Here is a 21,740-nt window from a genome sequence, read left to right as displayed (position 1 = left end):
CACAGAGCACACAGAGCTTGACGGTGGCAAAAGGCGGAGCGCGGACCTTCCTGCTGATGGACCTCGGTCCGTTGGCAGCGGGTTACGATCCCGCCGGGACAACCTCCAACTTCACATCCCCTGTGTCCTCTGTGGTGTTGACTTAGTTAACAACCACCGATCAGGACAGGCTGCGCAGCACCTCGAGAACCTGTTCGGCGTGTCCCTTGGGCGAGACCCCGTACTCGGCGTGACGGATCACGCCCTCGCTATCGACGATAAAGGTGGAACGCACGATGCCCTTGCGTTTCTCACCGTTCCTTTCCCTTTCCTGCCACACGCCGTAGGCCTCGCAGAGCTGGCCATCGACATCGGCCAGCAAGGTCACGCCCAGGCCATACTTGTCGCGGAACTCGGCGTGCTTCATGCAGTTGTCACGGCTCACGCCCAGCAGGGCGGCGTTCAGCCGCTGGAACTCGTCCATCAGTTCGGTGAATTCCTGCGCCTCCATGGTGCAGCCCGGGGTGTCGTCCTTCGGATAGAAGTAGATCACGTAGGGCCGACCGGCCAGATCGGCCGAACGGACCATGTTCATGTCGGCGTCCGGCAATTCGAACGCCGGCGCCTTGTCGCCCGCCTTGAGCCCCTCTACTGACATGGATGCTTCCTCACGATGATGGTCGGTTGTTGTCCTTCGCAATGTAGGGACGCGCCGGTCCGGGGTCAATCCCCGTTCGGCCCGGGGACAGGCCTCCTACCGGGATTGCAGGAGCGGCGTCCCCGCCGCGAACAAGCGACGCAACATCGCGACCTGTTCACGCGTCGGCCGCCGGCCCTGGAGCACGCACCGCACCAGTAGCGCACCGTTCTCGCCTGCGTCCTCCCTGGCGAGCCAGGCACAGAGCCCTCGGCGCAGAGACGGCAGGGCATCCTCGAAGTCACGCCGACCAAGGGCGAAGTGCCTCACATCCGCAAGTGTCTGTGCATCGGGCGCCGCCCAGTCCCCGCCGGCCTGGCGAAACAGCCCGGACACCACGCCCGGGTCCAGCCCGGCCAGCCCCGAGAGCAGGCGCCAGGGCAGATCGTCCAGAAAGCGCGCACAGGCCGCATCGCACAGTGCCTCGCCGGCCGTACTCAGCGACGCGAGCATCTGCACCGAGTGGGCGGCACTCGCGGGGTCCACGCGGTGCCCGATGCGCACCACCCGGTAGCCGTTCTGCTGCCAGAAACGCAACAGACCGGGCGACACGCCATAGCGGGAGCCAAGCAGGTCGAAGCCCTCCGCCTCGGCGCGCTCACGCGCCCGTGCCAGCAGGCCGCTGCCGATACCCGCGCGGCGATGGCGCTCGTCCACCGCGATACGCATGATCCGCAACAGGCGCAAGGTCGGCGCCTGGCACCAGCCGCCGTGCGTGGCCAGCGACTGCAACAGGGGATGGCCACGGGGGCGTCGTCGACCGGCGCACACCGCCTCGGCCAGCGCCGCATCCAGCCCGCCCTCGGCGGCCGCCAGCAACACGCCGATCACCTGTCCAGCACATTCGGCCACCAGCACCGACACCCCCGGCGCATCGAGCAACTGCCGAAGATCCGATGGCCGAGTGCGATAGTGGGCGCTGACCAGCAGGCCAAATACCTGGCGCAACAGCGCCTCCTCCTGTGCCAGTGCATCGCGTTCCAGCCAACGGTAGCGTGGCACACCCTGCACCGGCGGCAACGCCTCGGCATCCAGCAGGAACAGGCGGTTCGCCAGCGCCTCCAGGGGATCGCCCGGCGCCCAGCGCACCGGGGCGGAGAGCTCGAGATGCCGACAAGCGCGAAACCGTTCGTTCAGCCAGGCGAGGAAGCGCTGCACGAAGCCGCGCCCGCTGCCCTCGTAGCCCTGCACCGTGGTGCTGAAGACGACCCGGTTGTAACGCTCGGCCAGCGTCTGCAACAGCGGCACGCCCAGGGCGGCGGCCTCGTCGATCACCAGCAGATCGCAATCCGGCGCTTCGGCCAGGAAGTCGGCGGGCCGCCAGTAGCGCACCTCACCGCCGGCATCCGGCAGATCACGGTGCAGACGCGCGAACAGCGCTTCCACGGCGCGTCGTGTCGGTGCCAGCACGGCCACCCGGCACGACCGTTCACGCAGCAGCCGCGCCAGGCCGGCGCCGAGGGCAGTGCTCTTGCCGCGCCCCCGGTCGGCGGTGAGCAGCAGCGGGCGCCGGGCATGGCCGGTCACCACCCGGAGCAATGCCTCGACCACCCGGTGCTGATCTTCGTTCAATTCCGGGGAATGCACTGGCGCCGCCGCTGGTGGCAGAACCAGAGACTCGGTCCCGTCCACATCGAGGATGCGCACTACCGGCGAGGCGGCGAACTGGTCCTGAAGTCGCTGCAGGAAGCGCCGCCCGACATCGGTGCTCCCCAGCGGCCAGGGGGCCAGGCCGGCCAGCGCCGGGTCGTCGAAGGCCGCCCACTGCGCCCAGGACGGAGAAAGCAGGACCAGCACGCCACCGCCTCGCAAGGTACCCAGCAGGGCCGCCAGCACGTCGGGATACAGGCCGGCATGGGCGTCGTACACCAGAAGGTCGCATTCGCAGCCCAGGGCATCGAGGTAATCGTGCCGGCCGAGCCGCCGCACACCGTCCGGCGCGGCCTCGCCAAACCACAGGCAAGACCGCGACACACCCGCCGCCAGCGCCACGCGCAACAGCGCCAGCGCGCGCTCCCGATCTCCGGCCAGCACCTGGCAGCTGCGTGTTTGCCGCTTGTCGTTCACCCCTGGAGCACCTCGTGGTACAGGCATCGACGCGCCAGCCTGCGGCAAGCCCTGCAACATGGCAAGGGGCCGGGGTACTGGCATCACCATGCGGATAATGCCAGCATCCATGCCGCCATATCGCATGGAGCAAAGCATGCCCGGACCACACGCCATCGCCACACTGACCCTCACCGCGGTCGCGCTGATCCTGTTCACCCGCGAGCGGCTGGCGCTCGAGACCTCCAGTCTGTTCGTGCTGGTCGCCCTGCTGCTGGGCTTCGAGCTGTTTCCCTACACGCACGAGGGCGTGCGCCTGGAGGCGCACGAGTTCCTGCTCGGCTTCGGGCACGAGGCACTGGTCGCGGTCTGTGCCCTGATGATTGCCGGACAGGGACTGGTGCGCACAGGTGCGCTGGAGCCGGTCGGCCGTCTTCTGGCGCGCGCCTGGGGGACCGCGCCCGCGCTGTCGCTGGCACTCACCCTGGTGGTGGGCGCGGTGTTCAGCGCCTTCGTCAACAATGTGCCCATCGTGGTGCTGTTGCTGCCCATCCTGGTCAGTGTCTCGCTGCGCACCGGCAATGCCGCCTCACGCGTACTGATGCCGATGGGCTTCGCCACCCTGCTCGGCGGCATGGCGACCACCATCGGCACCTCGACCAACCTGCTGGTGGTGAGCGTGGCCGCCGAGATGGGTCTGGAACGTTTCGGCATGTTCGACTTCCTGCTGCCGGTGAGCATCGCCGGCGGGGCCGGCCTGCTCTATCTGTGGTTGATCGCGCCACGCCTGCTGCCGGCACGCGACAGTCAGCTCGGCGACACCTCGCCCCGGGTATTCACTGCGCAACTGCTGTTGCCGGAAGGGAGCTGGGCGGACGGACGACCGCTGCGAGAACTTGTCGAGAAGGCCGGCGACGAGCTGCCGGTGCTGCGCATCCTGCGTGGCGAACACGCCCAATTGCTTCCGTTGCCCGACGCGGTGTTGCGGGCCGGCGACCGCCTGCTGCTGTCGGACACGCCCGACCGACTGAAGGAATACGAGACGGTACTCGATGGCCAGTTGTGGGCTGGCGACACCCCGGTGGACGAGGATCACCCGCTGGCAGCCGGAGACCAGCAGCTGGCCGAGGTGGTGGTCACCCAGGGCTCGTCGCTGGAGGGCGCGACACTGACCCAGTCTCACTTTGTCGAACGCTACCAGCTGTTCACCCTGGCGCTGCACCGTCCCGGCTGGCAGCCGCGCCTGCTGCGCCGCGACATCCGCGATATCCGCCTGAAAGTCGGCGACATCGTGCTGGTCCAGGGCAGCCGCGAACAGATCGCGCGACTCAAGCGCGAAGCCCAGGTGCTGGTGCTGGATGCCACCACCGAGCTGCCGCACAGTGACCGTGCCCCGCTGGCGCTGGCGATCATGGCCGGGATCGTACTGCCAGCGGCTCTCGGCTGGTTGCCCATCGTCTATACCGCACTGGCCGGCGTGCTGCTGATGATCGCCACCCGTTGCCTCGATTGGCGTGACGCCGCCCATGCCCTGAGCAGCCAGGTCATCCTCATCGTGGTCGCCAGCCTGGCACTGGGCAAGGCCCTGCTGGCGACCGGGGCGGCCGACTGGCTGGCCGGCCTGTTCGTCGAGGGCACGCGTGGCACCCCGCCGGCGGCCCTGCTCTCCGGCCTGATGCTGCTGATGGCGATCTTCACCAACATCGTGTCGAACAACGCCGCGGCCCTGATCGGCACCCCCATCGCCATCGGCATCGCACGCCAGCTCGGCCTGCCCGAGGAACCCTTCGTGCTCAGCGTGCTGTTCGGCGCCAACATGAGCTACGCCACCCCCATCGCCTACAAGACCAACCTGCTGGTGATGAGCGCCGGCGGCTACCGCTTCGGCGACTTCCTGCGCGTGGGCGTCCCGCTGACGCTGATCATGTGGGCGGTGTTCTCCTGGTTGCTGCCGCAGCTCTACCCACTCACCTGATATCGACAGATTCGGTTTGCACGTTTCGTGGAATTTCGGCACGAGATGTTGAAACGTGCTCCCCGCCCCGCACGGGGGACGCCCGGAAAATCCTACGCAACCCATTGACGAGAAATGGTTTATCCAACATGGCACGAGTCCTGCTGTATACCGGGTGAAGCCGGAGACATTCCGCTTCCCGAAGCTTGAAACACCTGAAACCCACACGGAGACTCGTCATGAAGAAACTCGTCATTGCCACCCTGCTCACCCTGTCCTCTGCTGGCGCCATGGCCCTCGACCAGGTACTCGACAACAACGAGTATTACGGCAGCCCCCTGGCCGATCACGCGCCGGGATCTCGCAGCACCAGCCTGGGCCCGAACCACGATCACGGAGACGACACGGTAAAGGAATTCGTGCGCCACGGGCACGACCTGCCGGTGAAGCCCGACAATCATCCGTACGCACAGAACATGCCCATGCACGACCACGGAGACGACACCATCAAAAACTTCGTACCGCATTCCCACAGCTGATCCTCCGTCCTTCCCGGACCGGCACACCGGGAAGATTCGGGGCCGAGACGGCCCATCCCCTGCCGACTTCGGCCCCTTTCACCGGCCCTCGAGCCGGTGTCTTTTTGTGTCCTCATGGCGCGTGACCGGTTCGTTTTTCCCGTAGCAGATTCGAACACTCGCCCGGGTCTCCGTGTTTCGGGAGGGATCAATCGCTGCCCGGCCTGCTCCCGCTTTTTGGACTTCCATCGGGATCATCGACACGACTCTCCTTGGCGGGTACCTCGCGTGGCAGAGCCATCTTCAGACAGGCGCCACCACCCGGTCTCGCCTCCAGGCAGACGGTGCCACCGTGTTCCTCGACGATCCGCCGCACCAGCCCCAACCCCAGGCCCGACCCCCGGGGCTTGGTGGTGAAGAAGGGCTCGAAGGCACGTTCCACTACCTGTCTCTCCAGCGTTTCACCCTCGTTGCAAATCCGCAGCAACAGTTCGTTCTCCGACACCATCTCGAGTGACACTTCGATACATCCCCCCCGGGGACTCGCCTCCAGTGCATTGCGCACCCCGTTGAGCAGTGCCTGGTACAGCTTGTTCTCATCGACTCGCTCGAGTCGGCAATCGGGGCAGTGCTTGCGGACCAGGCGAAGTTCGGCCTGCTCCAGTAGCGGGCGCTGCTGTTCGATAACGCGATCAATAACATCGTCAATCGCCACCGGTCGATCACCAAACTGCAAGGGCCGTGCATAGTCCAGCGTCTGGGTGAGCAACTGATCGAGCCGGTCCACCTCGCCTACCACCAGGTCGATACGCCGCTTTGCACGTTCCGGTAGCGGCGACTGGTCTTGCATTCCCGAGAGCGCGAGCTTGATAGAGGAGAGCGGATTACGCATCTCGTGCGCCAGCACCGCAGCGGTCTGTCCTATGGTGGCCAACCTCGTCTGCTCGAGCATCTCGCGATGCGCCTGGCGAAGTGCCCGCGAGCGCTCGTCCACTTCCGCCTCGAGCCTGCGCTCGTAGGCCCGGCCAATGAAGCGCAGCGCAAACAGGCCGACCCCACCGATCGCGAGGTAGGTGAGAACCAGGAGCACATCGAGGTTGCGGTGCACTTCCTGCATGAACTGGAGAAATCGCTGCTGGTCGCTGGCCACGCCAAGCAGGAAACGCTGGCCTGGATAACGCTCGGAGCGCAGCGACTCGAACCAGATCAGCAAGGGGTGCCCCTGTTCGTCCTCGGCGCGGGCGACACCGGGGGCCGCTCCCTCCCGCAGGGTTCTCAGCCATGTCGAGGCAACCGGTCGTGGCCCGACCATCGGTGAATGGCTGTCTGCCAGGAGACGGCCCTGTTCGTCGAGCAGAAACAGCCGATAACCGAAAGCGCCATAGATCGCCATCACCCTCTGCAACAGGCGCAAACGCTCGGTCTCCTCCACCGCCACCCGAGGAGCAAGCAGCGACTCAACATGCGAGGCCACCTCGCGATTGTGTTCGACCGCGTGGCGCTCCATCTGCGCATACAGGTAATCGATGGTGAATTGCAGGCCAGGAATACCGATCCCCAGCACCACGACCCCCATCAGCAACAGGCTGAGCAGTGAAACCTTGGCAGGCGTCCATCGGATCTTCATCATGTATTAACCTGGCACCCATCTATGTCACCCTCAGCCACCACGAGCGCGACCGTGGCGAGGCGCCGCGCCGAAGGCAGGGTCATTCCCTGTCGAGGTGCGGCAACGACGTCCACGGGCACGCTCGTGGTGGCCGAACGGGTTGAATTTCAAAAAGATCGGGACGTCAGACAGAAGCCAGCACATTGTTGCGCTTCTTGCCAATGGAGTCACCATTGCCTGATGAGCGCGCCGCGTTCTGACTTCTGTCTGACGTCCTGAGGATGGCATAGATGGGCGCCGGGTTAATAGTCATCCGTCCAGCAGGTGCGGCCCCACTGTAACCCGGCTGCCTGCCGCCTGGACACCACGCACAAGCAATTGCCGTCGCCGGAGAACCGCCATGGCCGATATCCTGATCATCGAAGACGACCCCGTGTTCGGCGAAATTCTCTCGATGCACCTGGAAGATGCCGGGCACTGTCCCCGTCTCGCCGATACCCTCGCGAAGGCGAACGAGGCGATTGCCGAACAGGATCCCGACCTGATACTGCTCGATCAACAGCTGCCCGATGGTCACGGCCTGAGCCTGCTCGAACACCTGGCGGCGCGCGAATCTGCCCCCCGTGATCATGATCACCGGCGTGAGCGACAACAATCTGGCCATCGAGGCCATGCGTCGAGGCGCCTTCGATTTCATCCGCAAGCCCATCGAGAAGGTCGAACTCGATACCACCCTGGAGAACGCGCTCCGCCAGTATCGGCTGAGCCGGCAGGTGGCCATCGTGAGCGAAGAACTGCACGCCGACATCGACCAGATCGTCGGCAAGAGCCCGGCCATTCTCGATGTCTGCAAGACCATCGGAGCGGTGGCCTCGCGCCAGGCACCGGTACTGATCACCGGCGAAAGCGGAACCGGCAAGGAAATCGTTGCCAAGGCCATCCACTACCATTCCGGACGCCCGGGGATCTTTCTCGCGGTCAACTGCTCTGCGCTGGCAGAGGGCGTACTCGAAAGCGAACTTTTTGGCCATGAGAAGGGCAGCTTCACCGGTGCCACGGCCCGCAAGGAGGGACGCTTCGAGCTGGCTGCCGACGGTACCCTGTTCCTGGATGAACTGGGTGAAATGCCACTGGCATTGCAGGCCAAGCTGCTGCGTGTATTGCAGGATGGCACCTTCGAGCGTGTGGGCGGCACGCAGACCCTCCACTCCGGCGCCCGCATCATCGCCGCCACCAACCGTGACCTCGAAGCATTGATCCGCGAGGGCAGCTTCCGCGAAGACCTCTTCTACCGCCTGAACGTGGTACATATCCACCTGCCACCGCTTCGTGAACGCAAGGAAGACATGCCTCTGCTGATCGAGCACCTGCTGGCAAGGATCAACGCCCGTCAGCACACGCGCATTCGCCACATCGCCGAACCGGCACTGCGCAAGCTGCGTGATTACGACTGGCCCGGCAACATCCGCGAACTGGAAAACATCCTCACCCGTGCCGCCGTACTGGCACGCGGCGACACCATTACCCCCGAGTTGATCCTGCTTGCCGAGGCCCCACCCGCTGACAAGGAGGAAGACCCTGGCCAGGTTCGCCTGGTCAGCCTCGAAACCGTCGAGCGCGAACATGTGACCTCGGTCCTGCATCATGTTCGCTGGCATCGTGGCAAGGCCTGCGAAATCCTGGGCATCTCGCGCCCCGCCCTTGACCGGACGATCAAGAAATACGGGCTCGACCGCACAAGCCGACCGTGAACTCCGCGATGCCCGAGCAACCCGCGCCGATCACGCGCCTGGCTCCTCCCCGGTCAACCCGTAAACCGGGACACGGACGATCAACCACCCCGCAGGCGGCGGCGCCGACGCTCGAACTCCTCCTCATCGATCTCGCCACGGGCGAATCGCTGCTCGAGTATCTTCAGGGGGTCGTCTTCCGCATCACCACCGCCCCCCCTGTCGTTTCCCAGGCCGGACAGCACCTTTACCAGCACCACCACCAGCAGGATGATCACACCCCAGAACAACACCATGTGAATCGCTCCCAGGCCGAGCCAACCCCAACCCCATGCCGACATGTGCTCAAACATCGTTCTCTCCCTTCTTTCAAAGTTTCAGACGCCTCAGCCGCAGGGCATTGGCGATCACCGATACCGAACTGAAGCTCATGGCGGTTGCCGCCACGATGGGTGAAAGCAGCAGACCGAACACCGGGTACAGCACACCGGCGGCCACGGGCACTCCCGCCGCGTTGTAGACGAAGGCGAAGAACAGGTTCTGGCGGATGTTGCGCATCACCGCCCGGCTGAGCCGACGCGCGCGCACGATGCCCCGCAGATCGCCCTTGACCAGCGTCACCCCGGCACTTTCCATGGCGATGTCGGTACCGGCCCCCATGGCGATTCCCACATGCGCCTGGGCCAGTGCCGGGGCATCGTTGATACCGTCGCCCGCCATTGCCACGATGCGTCCCTGTGCCTGCAGGCGGCGTACCGCCTCGGCCTTGTGCTCGGGCAACACCTCCGCCTCGATCCGGTCGATCCCCAGGCGGCGCGCCACGGCCTCGGCGGTGGCCCGGCTGTCACCGGTGAGCATGACGATCTCCACGCCCTCGGCATGCAGGTCCGCTATTGCTTCCGGCGTCGAGGACTTGATGGGATCGGCCACGCCGAGCAGTGCGGCGATATGGCCATCGACCGCCAGCAGCATCACCGTCTGCCCCTCGCCCCGCAGGCGCTCGGCCTCTGCTGCCACGGGAGCGATGTCGATGCCCAGCTCCTGCATCAGACGCGCATTGCCCAGCGCGACCTTCACCCCATCGACTTCCCCGGTCACGCCCTTGCCAGTATGCGCCTGGAAACCGTCGGGCGCGACCGGCGTCAGGCCGCGTTGCCGGGCGCCACGCACGATGGCCGCGGCCAGGGGATGCTCGCTGGCCATCTCGAGCCCGGCCGCGAGGTTCACGAGGCGATCGGCCTCGTGGCCGTCCACGGTATGTACCGTGACCAGTTCCGGATGGCCCTCCGTGAGCGTCCCCGTCTTGTCCACCACCAGCGTATCGACCTGGCGCATCACTTCCAGACCCTCGGCATCCTTGAACAGCACACCCAGCAACGCCCCCTTGCCGGTGCCCACCATGATGGACATGGGCGTGGCCAGGCCCAGTGCGCAGGGGCAGGCGATGATCAGCACTGCCACCGCATTCACCACGGCATGGGCCAGTCGGGGTTCGGGACCAAGCCCCCACCAGGTCAGAAAGGTGGCAACCGCGACCAGTACCACGGCCGGTACGAACCAGGCGGATACCTGATCGGCCAGTTTCTGTATCGGCGCGCGTGACCGTTGCGCCTCGCTCACCATGCGCACGATCTGCGAAAGCAGGGTATCAGCCCCGACCTTGCGGGCCTGCATGAGCAACGAACCATTGCCATTGATGGTGGCCCCGATCAACGCATCGCCAGGCTCCTTGGCCACAGGAACCGGTTCGCCCGTGACCATGGATTCGTCGACGACACTGTTGCCCTCGATGACTTCTCCGTCGACGGGGACCTTCTCACCGGGACGCACACGCAGGCGGTCACCAACCTGAACCTGCTCGAGCGCCACGTCTTCTTCCCGACCGTCAGGATAGACCCGTCTCGCGGTATTGGGGGCCAGTTCCAGCAGCATGCGGATGGCACTGTTGGTCCGCGAACGCGCCCGCAGTTCCAGCACCTGCCCCAGCAGCACCAGGGCGGTGATCACCGCGGCCGCCTCGAAATACACCGGCACGGTACCCTCCGGCGAACGCATGGTGAGCGGGAACATGGCCGGGAACAGCAGGGCCACCACGCTGTAGAGCCAGGCGACCGACACTCCCAGGCCGATCAGGGTGAACATGTTGAGATTCCAGGAGACGACCGACCGCCATCCCCTCACGAAGAAGGGCCAACCACCCCACAACACCACGGGCGTGGCCAGTACAAACTCCAGCCACTGCACCTCGCGCATCGAAAGCGCGGAGGGCAGCCACCCGGGAGCCAGGTCCGCCACCATGGCCAGCAGGAATACCGGGACAGCCAGGGTGCTACTGAACACGAAGCGCCTCGTCATGTCGCGAAGCTCCGTGTCGTCCTCCGGCTGGACAGCGACATCCCGGGGCTCCAGGTCCATGCCGCACTTGGGACAATTTCCCGGGGCATCAGTCACCACCTCGGGATGCATGGGGCACACGTATTCGGTACGCCGGGCCGGCGCCGCCGGGGCAGCCGGCTCCAGCGCCATGCCGCACTTGGGGCAGTTTCCGGGCCCCTGCTGCCGGACCTCGGGATGCATCGGACAGGTGTACAGGACGCCTTCCCGTTGTTCACCGTGCTGCCCATGGCCTTCGGTTTCCCCGTGCGCGCAGGAATGGGCCTCGTGCTTCGAGGCGGCCGCGGCGTATCGATCCGGCGCCATCAGAAAACGCGCGCGACAGTCCTCGCTGCAGAACAACCACTCGCGATCCCCGTGAACGCCCCGCCACTTCGTATCTGGCGATACGCTCATGCCGCACACCGGATCTTTGTCGTTGCCTGCCTTCATCATTCGTTCCCCTTGCTGGCGGCACATTCCAGGCGACATGCCATGGCCGGCCATTGTCCCTATTGAAGACCCGGGCTGTTGCTCGCTTGAGTCGTCCGGATCGGCTTTTGTAACCCTTAGTGACGAACCATCCTCTCCCGCTCCGAAAACGAAAAAAGCAACCGCGCGCCAGGGGAGGCGGCACGCGATTGCCCAAAGGCCCGGTCCGGCCGGGCATCCTCGTGCGGTTCAGGCGAGCGAACCGCGCTCCTTCGCCACTATCCGAGAGAACAGCGGATAGAGTGACGGCAGGATGAACAACGTGAGCAGGGTACTGGAGACCAGGCCGCCGACCACCACCGTGGCCAGCGGGCGCTGCACCTCCGAGCCCACGCCGTGCGAGAGCAGCATGGGGATCAGCCCCAAAGCCGCGATGAAGGCCGTCATCAGCACCGGCCGCAGCCGCGACAGGGCGCCACGGTACACCGCCTCGTGCATGTCCATGCCGGCCTTCAGGTTCTGGTTGATGGCATTGACCATCACCACCCCGTTGAGCACCGCCACGCCGAACAGGGCGATGAAACCGATCGAGCCAGGCACCGACAGGTACTGCCCGGTCCAGTACAGCGCGGCAATGCCGCCGATCAGTGCCAGCGGCACGTTGAGCATGATCAGCGCCGCCTGCCCCATCGAGTGAAAGGCGAAGTAGAGCAGCAGGAAGATCAGCCCGAGCGAGACCGGCACCACGATCATCAGCCGCGTCTGCGCGCGCTGCTGGTTCTCGAACTGGCCACCGAACACCACCGAGTAGCCCGGGGGCAGATCGATCTCCTCGGCGATGCGCCGGCGCAGCTCGGCCACCAGACCGCCCATGTCGCGGCCCTCGACGTTGGACTGGATGACCACCCGGCGCTGCACGTCGTCGCGGCGGATCTGCGGCGGGCCCGACTCGATACCCACCTCGGCCACCTCGCCCAGGCGCACCCAGGCACCGGTCGGCGACTGCAGCAGCAGCTCGCGCAGCGAGGCCACATCGGAACGGAAGGCCGGGGCCAGGCGCACGTAGATGTCGTAGCGCTCGTTGCCCTGGATCACCTGCCCGGCCGCCGTACCGCCAATGCCGTCGGCGACCAAGTCCATGATCTGCCCGACCGAGATGCCGTAGCGCGCCATCAGGTCGCGCTTCGGCCGCACCACCAGCTGCGCCTCACCGGCGATCTGTTCCATCTCCACGTCGCGCGTGCCCTCGACCCGGCGCGCCAGTGCCTCGATCTCGCGCCCTTTCTCGGCCAGGACCTCCAGGTCGGGACCGAACAGCTTGATCGCCAGCGCCGCCTTCACCCCGGAGAGCAGCTCGTCCACCCGGGTGGCGATCGGCTGCGAGAAGGTGAACAGCAGGCCGGGGTGCACCGAGAGCACCTCCTGGAAGCGCTGTTGCAGTTCGAAGCGATTGCGCGCGCTGGTCCATTCGTCGACCGGCTTCAGGCCGACGTACAGCTCGACGTTGGACACCGGCTCGGGGTCACCGCCCAGCTCGGGCCGGCCGATACGGCTGGAGACATAGACCACCTCGGGAAACTGCATGAGCTGGCGTTCCAGCTTCGCGGCCACCGAGAGGGCCGTATCAAGGCTGGCCGAGGGCGCCAGCGTGGTGCGGATGTTGATGGTGCCCTCCTCCAGCTCGGGCACGAACTCGGTGCCCAGTCGCGGCAGCAACAGCATCGCGCCGACGAACAGCGCCAATGCGCCACCCACCACCAGCCCGCGCACCCTGAGCGCGCCGCGCAGCAGGTGGCGATAGACCCATTCGAGCGGGCGGAACACCGGGCTCTCGCGGTGCCGCACACCGCGCCGGAACACGAAGCTGGCCAGCGCCGGCATCACCACCAACGCCACCACCAGGGAGGTGAGCATGGCCAGCACGATGGAGATGGCCATCGGCTGGAACAGCTTGCCCTCGACACCTTCCAGGGCGAACAGCGGCGCGAACACCACCACGATGATGATCACCGCGTAGAACACGGGGCGCCCGACCTCGCGCGCCGCCTCCTGGATGCGCAGGCCGATGCCGTGATCGTCGTGCACCGCGTCGTAGGGATCGGGATCGCCCGGGGCCAGCTCGCGCCGCGCGTGCTCCTCGTGCGCTGGATCGGGATGCGAAAGGTGCTTGAAGATGTTCTCCATCATCACCACCGAGCCATCCACCATCATGCCGATGGCGATCGCCAGGCCGCCCAGCGACATCAGGTTGGCCGACAGGCCCCACCAGCTCATGGCGGTCAGCGCCAGCCCGACCGACAAGGGCACCGAGATCAGCACCAGCACGGTCGCGCGCAGATTCATCAGGAACAGCAGCAATACCGCCACGATCAGCACGAAGGCCTCGGCCAGCGCGCGGGTCACGGTGTCCACCGCCTTCTCCACCAGCACACCCTGGTCGTAGAAGGGCTCGATACTCACCCCTTCGGGCAGGGCCTGGCGAATGATCGGCAGGCGTTCCTCGATGGCGTCGATAGTAGCCTTGGTATTCGCACCCAAGCGCTTGAGCACGATGCCCGCGACCACCTCGCCGAGCTGCTCGGGCTCGCCGTCGGCATTGCGCCGGGTCATGGTCACCGCCCCCTGGCGGATCTCGCCGCCAAAGGTCACGCGAGCGATGTCGCCGACGCGCACCACCACCCCGTCACGGCTCTTGAGTGGCACGCTGGCGATGTCACGCAAGCCATCCTCGCCGGGACGCACCCAGCCCACGCCGCGAATCACCAGTTGCTCGGCGCCGCGATCCAGGTACCAGCCGCCAGCGTTGCGGTTGTTGTCCTCGATGGCCTGGCGTACTTCGTCCAGGCTCACGTCGTAGGCCAGCAGCTTGCGCGGATCGACCTGTACCTGGTACTGGCGCACCTCGCCGCCGTAGGACAGCACGCCGGTGATGCCCGGTACCGGCAGCAACACCTGTTTCACCACCCAGTCGTTGAGGCTGCGCAGGGTCATCACGTCGTAACGTGCCGGATCCTCGGCGCGCAGGATGTACTGGTATACCTGCCCCAGACCGGACGTGTTCGGCCCCATCTCGGGAGTGCCGACGCCCTCGGGGATCTGGCCGCGCGCATCCTGCAGACGCTCGAACACCAGCTGGCGGGCGAAATAGATGTCGGTGCCTTCCTTGAATACCACGGTGATCACCGACAGACCGGTCTTGGAGATGGAACGCACCTCCTCCACGTCGGGCAGCGCGTACATCACCGCTTCGATGGGATAGGTGATGAGCTGCTCCACCTCTTCGGCGGCCAGTCCCTGCGCCTCGGTGTTGATCTGCACCTGCACGTTGGTGACATCCGGGAAAGCGTCGAGATTGAGTTTCGGAATCAACGCCGCAGCCGCGCCGAGCACGCCCAGCAGGCCGAGCAGCACCAGTAGCCGGTTGGCCACCGACCAGTCGATCAGACGATTGAGCATGGCGACCTCCTAGTGGTTGTGCACGGCAAAGCCCGACTTGGCCTGCTCGGACTGGACGAAGAAGGCGCCCTCGACGACCACCTCGGTGCCGTCTTTCAGGCCGCCGACCGCCATGCGCCCGGGCAGGCGCTGCAGCACCTCGACCTCGCGCGGTTCGAACCGCCCGGGCCCCTCGACCACGAACACCTGCCAGTCGCCATCCGCGCTGCGCAGCACCGCGGATTCGGGCAGCAGCACGCCCTGCCCCACCTTTTCGCCGGTACGGATGCGCACGTTCACAAACTGGCCTGGATGCAGGCGGTCGTCCTCGTTGCGCACGCGCAGGCGAACGCCCAGGGTACGGCTCACTTCGTCGAGCCGGTGCTCGACCGCCATGACCTCGGCGGCCAGGCGGTGGCCATCGACAACCACCGTGGCGGCATCGCCCGAGCGCACCCGCGCCGCCTGCACGGCAGGCAGACGCGCGTCGATCCACAGTTCACGCTCGTCGGTCAGTTCGAACAGCACCTGGCCCGGCTGGACCACCTCGCCGAGCACGAAGGCATCGGCCAGCACCCGGCCGGCCAGCGGCGCGCGCAGCGCCAAGCGGCCATCGGAACGTCCGCTCTCGAGCAGGCGATCGATGTCCTGCTTGCCCAGCCCCATCGCCAGCAAACGCGCCTCGAGGCGGTCGCGGGCCAGGCGCGCCTCGGTATAGCGCCGGTCGGAGACGACCTTGCGTCCCAGGCGGCGCACCCGGGCCCACTCACGCTCGGCAGCCAGCAGCTCGCCCTCGGCGTCGGCCACCGCCACGCTGGAGAGCGTCACCATGGGTGTGCCGGCCTCCACCCAGTCGCCCAGGCGCGCCAGGCGTTCGACCACCTGTGCCTGGACCCGCGCAGCCACGCGGGCACTGCGGTAGTCGTTGGCGCGCACCTCGCCCGGCGCGGTCAGTTCGCGCGCCAGCGGGCGGTTACGCACGACCTCCACGCGAATGCCTCCCATGCGCACCTGTTCGGGCGTCAGCATCAGCGGTTTGTCCTCGTGGTCGCCACCATGCCCGTGAGCGTCTTCGCCATGCCCCTTCTCCCCGGGATGGTCGCGCCCCGCCTTGGAAACGACGGCCTGCGTGTCATCGTGCGTATCGTGATCCTGTCCTTCGCCGGCCCAGATAATGCCCACCGGCAGGCAGAGCAGTACGGCCAGCCAATTTCGGGCTGTCTTTTTCATTTCATTCATTCCTCTTCGATCCAACGCGAGAGCAGGCCGCTCGCGGCCCAGGTGTCCAGCCAGGCCGTCCACAGCGCGGCACGCAGCGATTCCGCCGCGGCACGAGTGTCGAGCGCCTGTTGCAGTTGTTGCAGGTAGTCACCGGTATCCAGTTCGCCGGCCCGCCACAGGCGTTCCAGCTCGCCATCCCGATCGAAAGACCCCGAGGCTCCAGAGCCGGCCATCCACTCCTCCCAGGCCCGGTGCAGCCGATGCAGCCGGCGCACACTGCCGTCGAGTGTCGCCTCCAGGCGCTGCCGGGCCGCGGCCAACCCGGCCAGGGCCTCGGCATGCGCGGCTCGCGCGGCACGCACCGTTTCGCGGTAGTCGTTGCGGACCTGCAGCGGCAGGGCGAAGCTCAGCCCCACCAGGTTCTCGCCCGCGTCGCGGCCCAGTCGCAGCCCCAGGGAAGGATCGGCCCGGCGTTCGGTGTCGGCCTGGCGTATCTGCGCCTGCGCTGCCGTCACCGCAACTGCGAGCTCCTGCAACTCGGGATGGCGCTCGTCCAGCCCCTCGGCCAGTGCCTTTGGCAGATCCGGCGGCAGCGCCGGGAACAGGCCAGGCTCGGGACAGCCGCCAGCCCCCAGCACTTGCACACCGGCAGCCGCCTCGCTGGATGCGAGCTCGAGGGCCATCTGCCGCACTGCCAGGCGCGCCAGCCGGACCGCCGCTGGCGGCACGCCACCGGCCCGCGCACGGCGTTCGGTCAGGCGTGTGAAACGCGCCAGCAGGTCGTGCTGGGCCTGCACCAGGTCGCGCTGTGCGCGTTCCTCCTCGCAACGGCGCAGGGCGGCGAGCAGTTCGCCGGCGAGACGCGCACGCACCGTCACCAGGCCGGCGCGCGCCAGCGCCAGCTCGTGCTCGCTGCCGACAGTCCGCGCCGCCTGCTTGCCGTGCCAGTCCAGCGCCTGCGACAGACCCGCCTCGAGGCTGTTGCTGCCGGTCGAGGTGCGCTGGGCATCAAGTTGCAGTTCGGGGTTGTAGAGCGGACGCGCGGCACCATCGCGGCGCGCCTCGGCGGCCCGCACGCGCGCCTGCGCGGCCCGGACCTCGGGATGGTCGGCCACCGCGCTGCGTACCAGCGCACGCAGCCCGTCGGGCAGGGGCAGCTCGGTCCCCGTGGCCATTGCCGGCGCCACGCAGGCGGCCAGCGACAGGGAGCGCACGAACGCTCCGAACGATCGACAAAACATGATTATTCACCTGAATCTGGAAACAGACGGAACGACGGCACCGTGCCGCCGCGGTGTCAGCAGCGATCAGGCGATGTGGCAGGGGGGTGGGGTGGGCGGCTGGTCTTCTCGGCGTACCAGCCAGGCGGTGGGTTCGACATGCATGTCGACGGCCAGCAGGCGCCGGAACAGGCGCGGCAGGGCGCTATCCAGCCCCAGGATATGGGCACTGACATGACAGAGATGCGTGCAGTCGTGATCTTCGATCACCGGCATCTCGGCGGCCAGACGCTCGCTGAGGAGCGATCCATCCTCGTGCGGCACAGACTGCGTCCAGGCAGCGACGACCGGCCCCGCCAGGGAGAGCCCCAGCAGCGATGTCGCGAGCCAGCCGATGAGCAATCGATGCCACATGGATTTCATCCTCTGCCAGACCGGACAGCGCTGTCAACTCCCGAAGCACACGTAACAGACAGGGTCGAAGATCCCCTTACAGGTCCAGCTTGCGTTCGAGCGGCAGGCTCGGATCACGCGACCATTCCATCATCGAACCGTCGTAGAGACGCGCATCCCGGTGGCCGAGCAATGCGTAGTCGGCAAACCAGGTGAGTGCTGCCCGGTTGCCGGTATGACAGAAGTGCACCGCGCCGCCTTGTGGTATGCCGGCATAGGCGAACAGCTTGTCGAGTGCCGCCTTGTCGCGCAGCAACCCCTTGTCGTCCACCAACCAGTCGAACGGCAGGTGCCGGGCACCGGGGAGGGTACCGGGGCGATCCCCCGGGCCGGCCACCAGCCCCACGTGTTCGGGCAGGGAGCGCGCATCGAGCAGCGGATTGGTCACCCCCCGGGCCAGCTGGTCGCGCGTGACCAGCACCTGCTTGTTGGGACGTGGCCGGTACATGGCAGGCTCGCGGTTCGGGGGAGCGCCACGCACATAGGCGCCGTGGTGCCGGTTGACGTAGTCGACCAGGCCGCCGTCGAGGATCGCCATGTGCTCGTGTCCAAGCACGACCAGCGACCAGTACACCCGGGCGACCGCGGCCACGTCACCCGGCCCGGCGCCCGTGTTCATGATGATCACTGGCGTCTCGCGGTCTATCCCCTCCGAACCCAGCAGGGAAGCCAGGCGCTTGAGCGGCGGCAGGGACAGAGGCGGCTGCTCGTCGGCCCCGCTGCGCCAGCGGGTAAAGGGGATGTTCACCGCCCCCGGGACATGATGCTGCCGGTACTGGGCCTGTTCCTGTACGTCCAGAATCACCAGTTCCGGCGCATCCACATGGGCCTTCAGCCAGGCGCCATCGACCACCGCCCCCGGCAGGGAGACCGCCGCCTGTGCCAGGCCCCAAAGGCACCACAACGTCCACGCCAACCCCATCCTCGTCTGTCGTCTCATGGCGCAATCACTCCTCCCTATGCCTTCCCTCGGCTCGCCGGCATCTTCGCACAGGCCTTCGATGAAAGCATTTCACCAATCTGACAACAAGGCCTGTCAACCTCGGCCATGGTGGCGCGTTGATTACAGTAATGATCAATTGCAACATTGTCCGGCAACCGGGAGAATCGGCCAAGGTGCCGTGGGCCGGACCACATGGAGGGTTGGGAAACAAGAAAAAGGCCGCCAGTACGGCGGCCTTTCATCGAACCTGGTGGGCGCGACAGGAATTGAACCTGTGACCCCTGCCGTGTGAAGGCAGTGCTCTCCCGCTGAGCTACGCGCCCTGAAGGGAGGCGAATGCTACCGCAACAGGAGCTGCTTGCCAAGGTGGTCCAGGGCAACACGCCATTGCGTGCGGTACACCACGACAGGGGATGCGACGAGCTGGGACAATGAAATGATGGCGGGGCCTCCTGCCCTGACGGCACGAACGACGAGGACAAGACAGCGACCATGAGCGACACACTTTCCCGCATGGCCCTCAATGACGAGGGCTTCATGTTCGACCCGCATACCGGGGAGAGCTTCCTGATCAATGAGACCGCGCGTTTCCTGCTCGACGGCATCAAGCAGGGGCAGGACGCCGAGGCACTGGCCACCGGGCTGACCGAAAACTGGGCCATCCCGGCCGAACAGGCCTCGCGCGATGTCACCGAGTTCCTGCAGCAACTGCGCCTGCTGCGCCTGATCGCATGAGCACGGTCGCCATCGCCGTCTCCGGCATCAACGCCTCGGACAATCCCGCCCCCGGCACCGGGGTGGCGCGCAGCCTGAAGGAAGACCCGGGTCTGGAGTGCCGCATCGCCGGCCTGGCCTACGACGCGCTGGAACCCGGCGTGTATCTCAACTGGCTGTTCGAGCGCAGCTTCATGGTCCCCTTCCCCACGGCCAGCGACGACGCGCTGATGCAACGCATCCTGTACGTGCAGCAGCAGTTCGGCATGGACGTGGTGGTGCCGACCCTGGATTCGGAACTGCCCTTCTACGTGCGCAACGCGGAGAAGCTGGAAGCGGCGGGTATCCGCGCCCTGCTGCCTACCGAAGACCAGTTCCGCCTGCGCGCCAAGGACCACCTGCAGGAGGTCGCGGCACAGGCAGGCATCGAGGCGCCGGCGCAACGCCTGGTCAGCAGCCACCAGGAACTGATCGAAGCGGTCCAGGCGCTGGGCTTCCCGGTGATGATCAAGGGCGCGCTCTACAAGGCCTACGTGGCACATACCCTGGATGCCGCCATGAACCTGTTCGGACGCATCGCTGCCGAATGGGGCTACCCGGTGATCGTGCAGCAGCGCGTCGATGGTGACGAACTGAACGTCATCGGCCTGGGCGACGGCGAGGGCGGCGACGCCGGCCTGGTGGCAGCGCGCAAGCTGAGCGTGACCGAGCTGGGCAAGATCTGGACTGGGGTAACCATCCGCCATCCGCAGCTCGAGGCCGCGGTGCGGCGTTTCGTCGAGGCCTTCCGCTGGCGCGGCGGCTTCGAGATGGAATGCATCGTGCGCGACGACCGCATCTGGCTGATCGAGATCAACCCGCGCTTTCCTGCCTGGGTGCACTTCGCCACCGGGGTCGGCGTCAACCTGCCGGCGCGCCTGGTGCGACTGGCGCTGGGATACGACACCGAGCGCACCAGCGACTACCCGACCGGCAAACTGTACGTTCGCTACACCATGGAGCAGATCAGCGACATGCAAACCTTCCAGAACATGATCACCCGGGGAGAGACATGACCCAGAACGAATACGTGAAACCCAGCATCACCCGGCTCAACACCGGGGGAGCGCTCAACAAGTTCGGGGCCTCGCCCTACTTTGCGCGCCCGGTGCGCGAGGCCATCGATGGTGTACCCGTGGCCGAACTGACCGAACGCTTCGGTTCGCCGCTGTTCGTCTTCTCCGAGCGGGCGATCCGCGAGAAGGCACGCGAGATCCGCGCCGCGCTGGGCAGCCATTACCCCAAGGTCACCTTCGGCTGGTCGTACAAGACCAACTACCTCGATGCCATCTGCGCCATCTTCCACCAGGAGGGCTCCCTCGCCGAGGTGATCTCGGAGATGGAATACCAGAAGGCGCGGCGACTGGGCGTGCCGGGAGAGAACATCATCTTCAACGGCCCGAACAAGTCGCGCGAGGCGCTGCGGGTGGCGGCCACCGAGGGCGCGCGCATCCACATCGACCATTTCGACGAGATCGAGGATTTCGAGGCACTGGCCGACGCGCTCGATCGCGAACTGGAGGTGGCCATCCGCCTCAACCTGGACTCGGGCATTCAGCCGCAGTGGAGCCGCTTCGGCTTCAACCTGGAATCCGGCCAGGCGCTGGACGCGGTGCGCCGTATCCATGCCGGCGGGAGGATGCGCATCGTCGGCCTGCACTGCCATATCGGCACCTTCCTGCTCGAGCCCGATGCCTACCGGGTCGCCATGGAAAAGCTGGTCGGCTTCGGTCACGAGATCGAAGAGGCCTTCGGCTACAGCCTGCGCTACTACGACATCGGCGGCGGCTTGCCCTCGAAGAGTCGCCTGAAGGGCGTGTACTTCCCCCCCCGAGGTGGCGGTGCCGCCGGTGGAGGCCTTTGCCGAGAAGATCGCCGAGGGCCTGTACAACGCGCTGCGTCCCGGCGAACTGCCGGAGCTGGTACTCGAGACCGGCCGCGCCATGGTGGACGAGGCCGGCTACCTGATCACCACGGTCAACGCCAGCAAGCGCCTGCCCGACGGCCGCCGCGCCTACGTGCTCGATGCCGGGGTCAATCTGCTCTACACCTCGACCTGGTACAACTTCACCATCGAGCCCGACCGCGAACTCCTGGGCATGAACGAACCGGCGATCCTCAACGGTCCGCTGTGCATGAACATCGACGTGATCGACGAGGCGGCCATGCTGCCGCACATGCCGCGCGGCACCCGCCTGACCCTGTCACCGGTAGGTGCCTACAACGTCACCCAGTGGATGCAGTTCATCGAGTACCGACCGGCGATCGTGCTCATCGACGAGCACGGCAAGCCCCATGTCATCCGCGAGCGCGAAGACCTGGCGATGATGACCGCGCCCGAACGCCTGCCCGCACACCTGGCCGACTGAACACCGCA

General features: G+C 66.4%; 16 protein-coding genes, 1 tRNA gene and 2 pseudogenes. 8 read left to right on the top strand and 11 right to left on the bottom strand.

Annotated features, from left to right (window positions below):
• Positions 1 to 160 precede the first annotated feature (160 nt).
• A complete protein-coding gene (locus tag EBS_RS02100; RefSeq protein WP_043107081.1) occupies positions 161 to 637 on the bottom strand; it encodes a peroxiredoxin in 477 nt (158 codons plus the stop codon).
• 96 nt (positions 638 to 733) lie between these two features.
• Complete coding sequence (locus EBS_RS02095) at positions 734 to 2,770, bottom strand: tRNA(Met) cytidine acetyltransferase TmcA (protein ID WP_171816163.1); 2,037 nt, start codon at positions 2,768 to 2,770, stop codon at positions 734 to 736.
• A 31-nt stretch (positions 2,771 to 2,801) separates the two neighbouring features.
• Here EBS_RS02095 and EBS_RS02090 point away from each other — a divergent pair, with 31 nt between their 5' ends.
• Together EBS_RS02090 and EBS_RS02085 are read left to right on the top strand one after the other, a co-directional pair.
• The gene (locus EBS_RS02090) at positions 2,802 to 4,697 is read left to right on the top strand and encodes an SLC13 family permease (RefSeq protein ID WP_408065675.1); all 1,896 of its coding nucleotides are present in this window, start codon (positions 2,802 to 2,804) and stop codon (positions 4,695 to 4,697) included.
• A gap of 218 nt (positions 4,698 to 4,915) precedes the next feature.
• Positions 4,916 to 5,215, top strand: a complete 300-nt coding sequence (locus tag EBS_RS02085) for a hypothetical protein (RefSeq protein WP_043107079.1) — start codon at positions 4,916 to 4,918, stop codon at positions 5,213 to 5,215.
• A 187-nt stretch (positions 5,216 to 5,402) separates the two neighbouring features.
• On the opposite strand, the gene EBS_RS02080 is transcribed toward EBS_RS02085, so the two are convergent.
• On the bottom strand, positions 5,403 to 6,824 hold the full coding sequence (locus EBS_RS02080; protein ID WP_081999768.1) for a sensor histidine kinase: 1,422 nt from the start codon (positions 6,822 to 6,824) through the stop codon (positions 5,403 to 5,405).
• 379 nt (positions 6,825 to 7,203) lie between these two features.
• On the opposite strand from EBS_RS02080, the pseudogene EBS_RS14460 reads away from it, so the two are divergent.
• Both EBS_RS14460 and EBS_RS02075 read left to right on the top strand, forming a co-directional pair.
• Positions 7,204 to 7,359 (top strand): annotated as a pseudogene (locus EBS_RS14460) (sigma-54-dependent Fis family transcriptional regulator); the annotation flags it as partial.
• Between the two features lie 85 nt (positions 7,360 to 7,444).
• Positions 7,445 to 8,554 (top strand): sigma-54 dependent transcriptional regulator, encoded by a 1,110-nt coding sequence (locus tag EBS_RS02075; RefSeq protein WP_231892829.1) that lies wholly within the window; start codon positions 7,445 to 7,447, stop codon positions 8,552 to 8,554.
• Positions 8,555 to 8,634: 80 nt separating this feature from the next.
• On the opposite strand, the gene EBS_RS02070 is transcribed toward EBS_RS02075, so the two are convergent.
• From EBS_RS02070 to EBS_RS02035, 8 genes are all read right to left on the bottom strand, one after another.
• On the bottom strand, positions 8,635 to 8,829 hold the full coding sequence (locus tag EBS_RS02070) for an SHOCT domain-containing protein (RefSeq protein WP_052199204.1): 195 nt from the start codon (positions 8,827 to 8,829) through the stop codon (positions 8,635 to 8,637).
• A gap of 73 nt (positions 8,830 to 8,902) precedes the next feature.
• Positions 8,903 to 11,398 carry a heavy metal translocating P-type ATPase gene (locus EBS_RS02065; RefSeq protein WP_052199594.1) on the bottom strand — a complete coding sequence of 832 codons (2,496 nt, stop codon included), beginning with the start codon at positions 11,396 to 11,398 and terminating at the stop codon, positions 8,903 to 8,905.
• 189 nt (positions 11,399 to 11,587) lie between these two features.
• A complete protein-coding gene (locus EBS_RS02060) occupies positions 11,588 to 14,794 on the bottom strand; it encodes an efflux RND transporter permease subunit (protein WP_043107075.1) in 3,207 nt (1,068 codons plus the stop codon).
• Positions 14,795 to 14,803: 9 nt separating this feature from the next.
• A complete protein-coding gene (locus tag EBS_RS02055) occupies positions 14,804 to 16,003 on the bottom strand; it encodes an efflux RND transporter periplasmic adaptor subunit (protein ID WP_070104706.1) in 1,200 nt (399 codons plus the stop codon).
• A gap of 5 nt (positions 16,004 to 16,008) precedes the next feature.
• Positions 16,009 to 17,208, bottom strand: a complete 1,200-nt coding sequence (locus EBS_RS02050) for a TolC family protein (protein WP_043107074.1) — start codon at positions 17,206 to 17,208, stop codon at positions 16,009 to 16,011.
• 93 nt (positions 17,209 to 17,301) lie between these two features.
• Positions 17,302 to 17,628, bottom strand: a complete 327-nt coding sequence (locus tag EBS_RS02045; protein ID WP_148307609.1) for a hypothetical protein — start codon at positions 17,626 to 17,628, stop codon at positions 17,302 to 17,304.
• 76 nt (positions 17,629 to 17,704) lie between these two features.
• Positions 17,705 to 18,607 carry a sulfurtransferase gene (locus EBS_RS02040; RefSeq protein WP_081999766.1) on the bottom strand — a complete coding sequence of 301 codons (903 nt, stop codon included), beginning with the start codon at positions 18,605 to 18,607 and terminating at the stop codon, positions 17,705 to 17,707.
• A 251-nt stretch (positions 18,608 to 18,858) separates the two neighbouring features.
• Positions 18,859 to 18,933, bottom strand: a tRNA-Val gene (locus tag EBS_RS02035).
• 169 nt (positions 18,934 to 19,102) lie between these two features.
• Here EBS_RS02035 and EBS_RS02030 point away from each other — a divergent pair.
• The 4 genes and pseudogenes from EBS_RS02030 to EBS_RS14825 all read left to right on the top strand — a co-directional run bounded on the left by EBS_RS02030 (position 19,103) and on the right by EBS_RS14825 (position 21,732).
• Positions 19,103 to 19,345, top strand: a complete 243-nt coding sequence (locus EBS_RS02030) for an HPr-rel-A system PqqD family peptide chaperone (protein WP_043107072.1) — start codon at positions 19,103 to 19,105, stop codon at positions 19,343 to 19,345.
• Entirely contained in the window at positions 19,342 to 20,379 is a 1,038-nt protein-coding gene (locus EBS_RS02025) for an ATP-grasp domain-containing protein (RefSeq protein ID WP_043107070.1), read from the top strand. The genes EBS_RS02030 and EBS_RS02025 overlap by 4 nt, the downstream gene beginning before the upstream one ends.
• Positions 20,376 to 21,101: pseudogene (locus tag EBS_RS14830) on the top strand (alanine racemase); the annotation flags it as partial. The gene EBS_RS02025 and the pseudogene EBS_RS14830, both read left to right, overlap by 4 nt.
• 103 nt (positions 21,102 to 21,204) lie before the next feature.
• Complete coding sequence (locus EBS_RS14825; RefSeq protein ID WP_331711244.1) at positions 21,205 to 21,732, top strand: type III PLP-dependent enzyme domain-containing protein; 528 nt, start codon at positions 21,205 to 21,207, stop codon at positions 21,730 to 21,732.
• The last annotated feature ends 8 nt before the right edge of the window (positions 21,733 to 21,740 follow it).

This window comes from endosymbiont of unidentified scaly snail isolate Monju, assembly GCF_000801295.1.
Classification (GTDB): Bacteria; Pseudomonadota; Gammaproteobacteria; order Chromatiales; family Chromatiaceae; genus MONJU.
This window is presented reverse-complemented; position numbering and strand designations above follow the sequence as displayed.

Coding starts and splice junctions, on each gene's coding strand:
- EBS_RS02040 (WP_081999766.1), bottom strand. CDS start 18,607: ATGAGACGACAGACGAGGATGGGGTTGGCGTGGACGTTGTGGTGCCTT.
- EBS_RS02025 (WP_043107070.1), top strand. CDS start 19,342: ATGAGCACGGTCGCCATCGCCGTCTCCGGCATCAACGCCTCGGACAAT.
- EBS_RS02080 (WP_081999768.1), bottom strand. CDS start 6,824: ATGATGAAGATCCGATGGACGCCTGCCAAGGTTTCACTGCTCAGCCTG.
- EBS_RS02045 (WP_148307609.1), bottom strand. CDS start 17,628: ATGTGGCATCGATTGCTCATCGGCTGGCTCGCGACATCGCTGCTGGGG.
- EBS_RS02095 (WP_171816163.1), bottom strand. CDS start 2,770: ATGCCTGTACCACGAGGTGCTCCAGGGGTGAACGACAAGCGGCAAACA.
- EBS_RS02060 (WP_043107075.1), bottom strand. CDS start 14,794: ATGCTCAATCGTCTGATCGACTGGTCGGTGGCCAACCGGCTACTGGTG.
- EBS_RS02085 (WP_043107079.1), top strand. CDS start 4,916: ATGAAGAAACTCGTCATTGCCACCCTGCTCACCCTGTCCTCTGCTGGC.
- EBS_RS02100 (WP_043107081.1), bottom strand. CDS start 637: ATGTCAGTAGAGGGGCTCAAGGCGGGCGACAAGGCGCCGGCGTTCGAA.
- EBS_RS02090 (WP_408065675.1), top strand. CDS start 2,802: ATGGCAAGGGGCCGGGGTACTGGCATCACCATGCGGATAATGCCAGCA.
- EBS_RS02055 (WP_070104706.1), bottom strand. CDS start 16,003: ATGAAAAAGACAGCCCGAAATTGGCTGGCCGTACTGCTCTGCCTGCCG.
- EBS_RS02065 (WP_052199594.1), bottom strand. CDS start 11,398: ATGTCGCCTGGAATGTGCCGCCAGCAAGGGGAACGAATGATGAAGGCA.
- EBS_RS02070 (WP_052199204.1), bottom strand. CDS start 8,829: ATGGTGTTGTTCTGGGGTGTGATCATCCTGCTGGTGGTGGTGCTGGTA.
- EBS_RS02030 (WP_043107072.1), top strand. CDS start 19,103: ATGAGCGACACACTTTCCCGCATGGCCCTCAATGACGAGGGCTTCATG.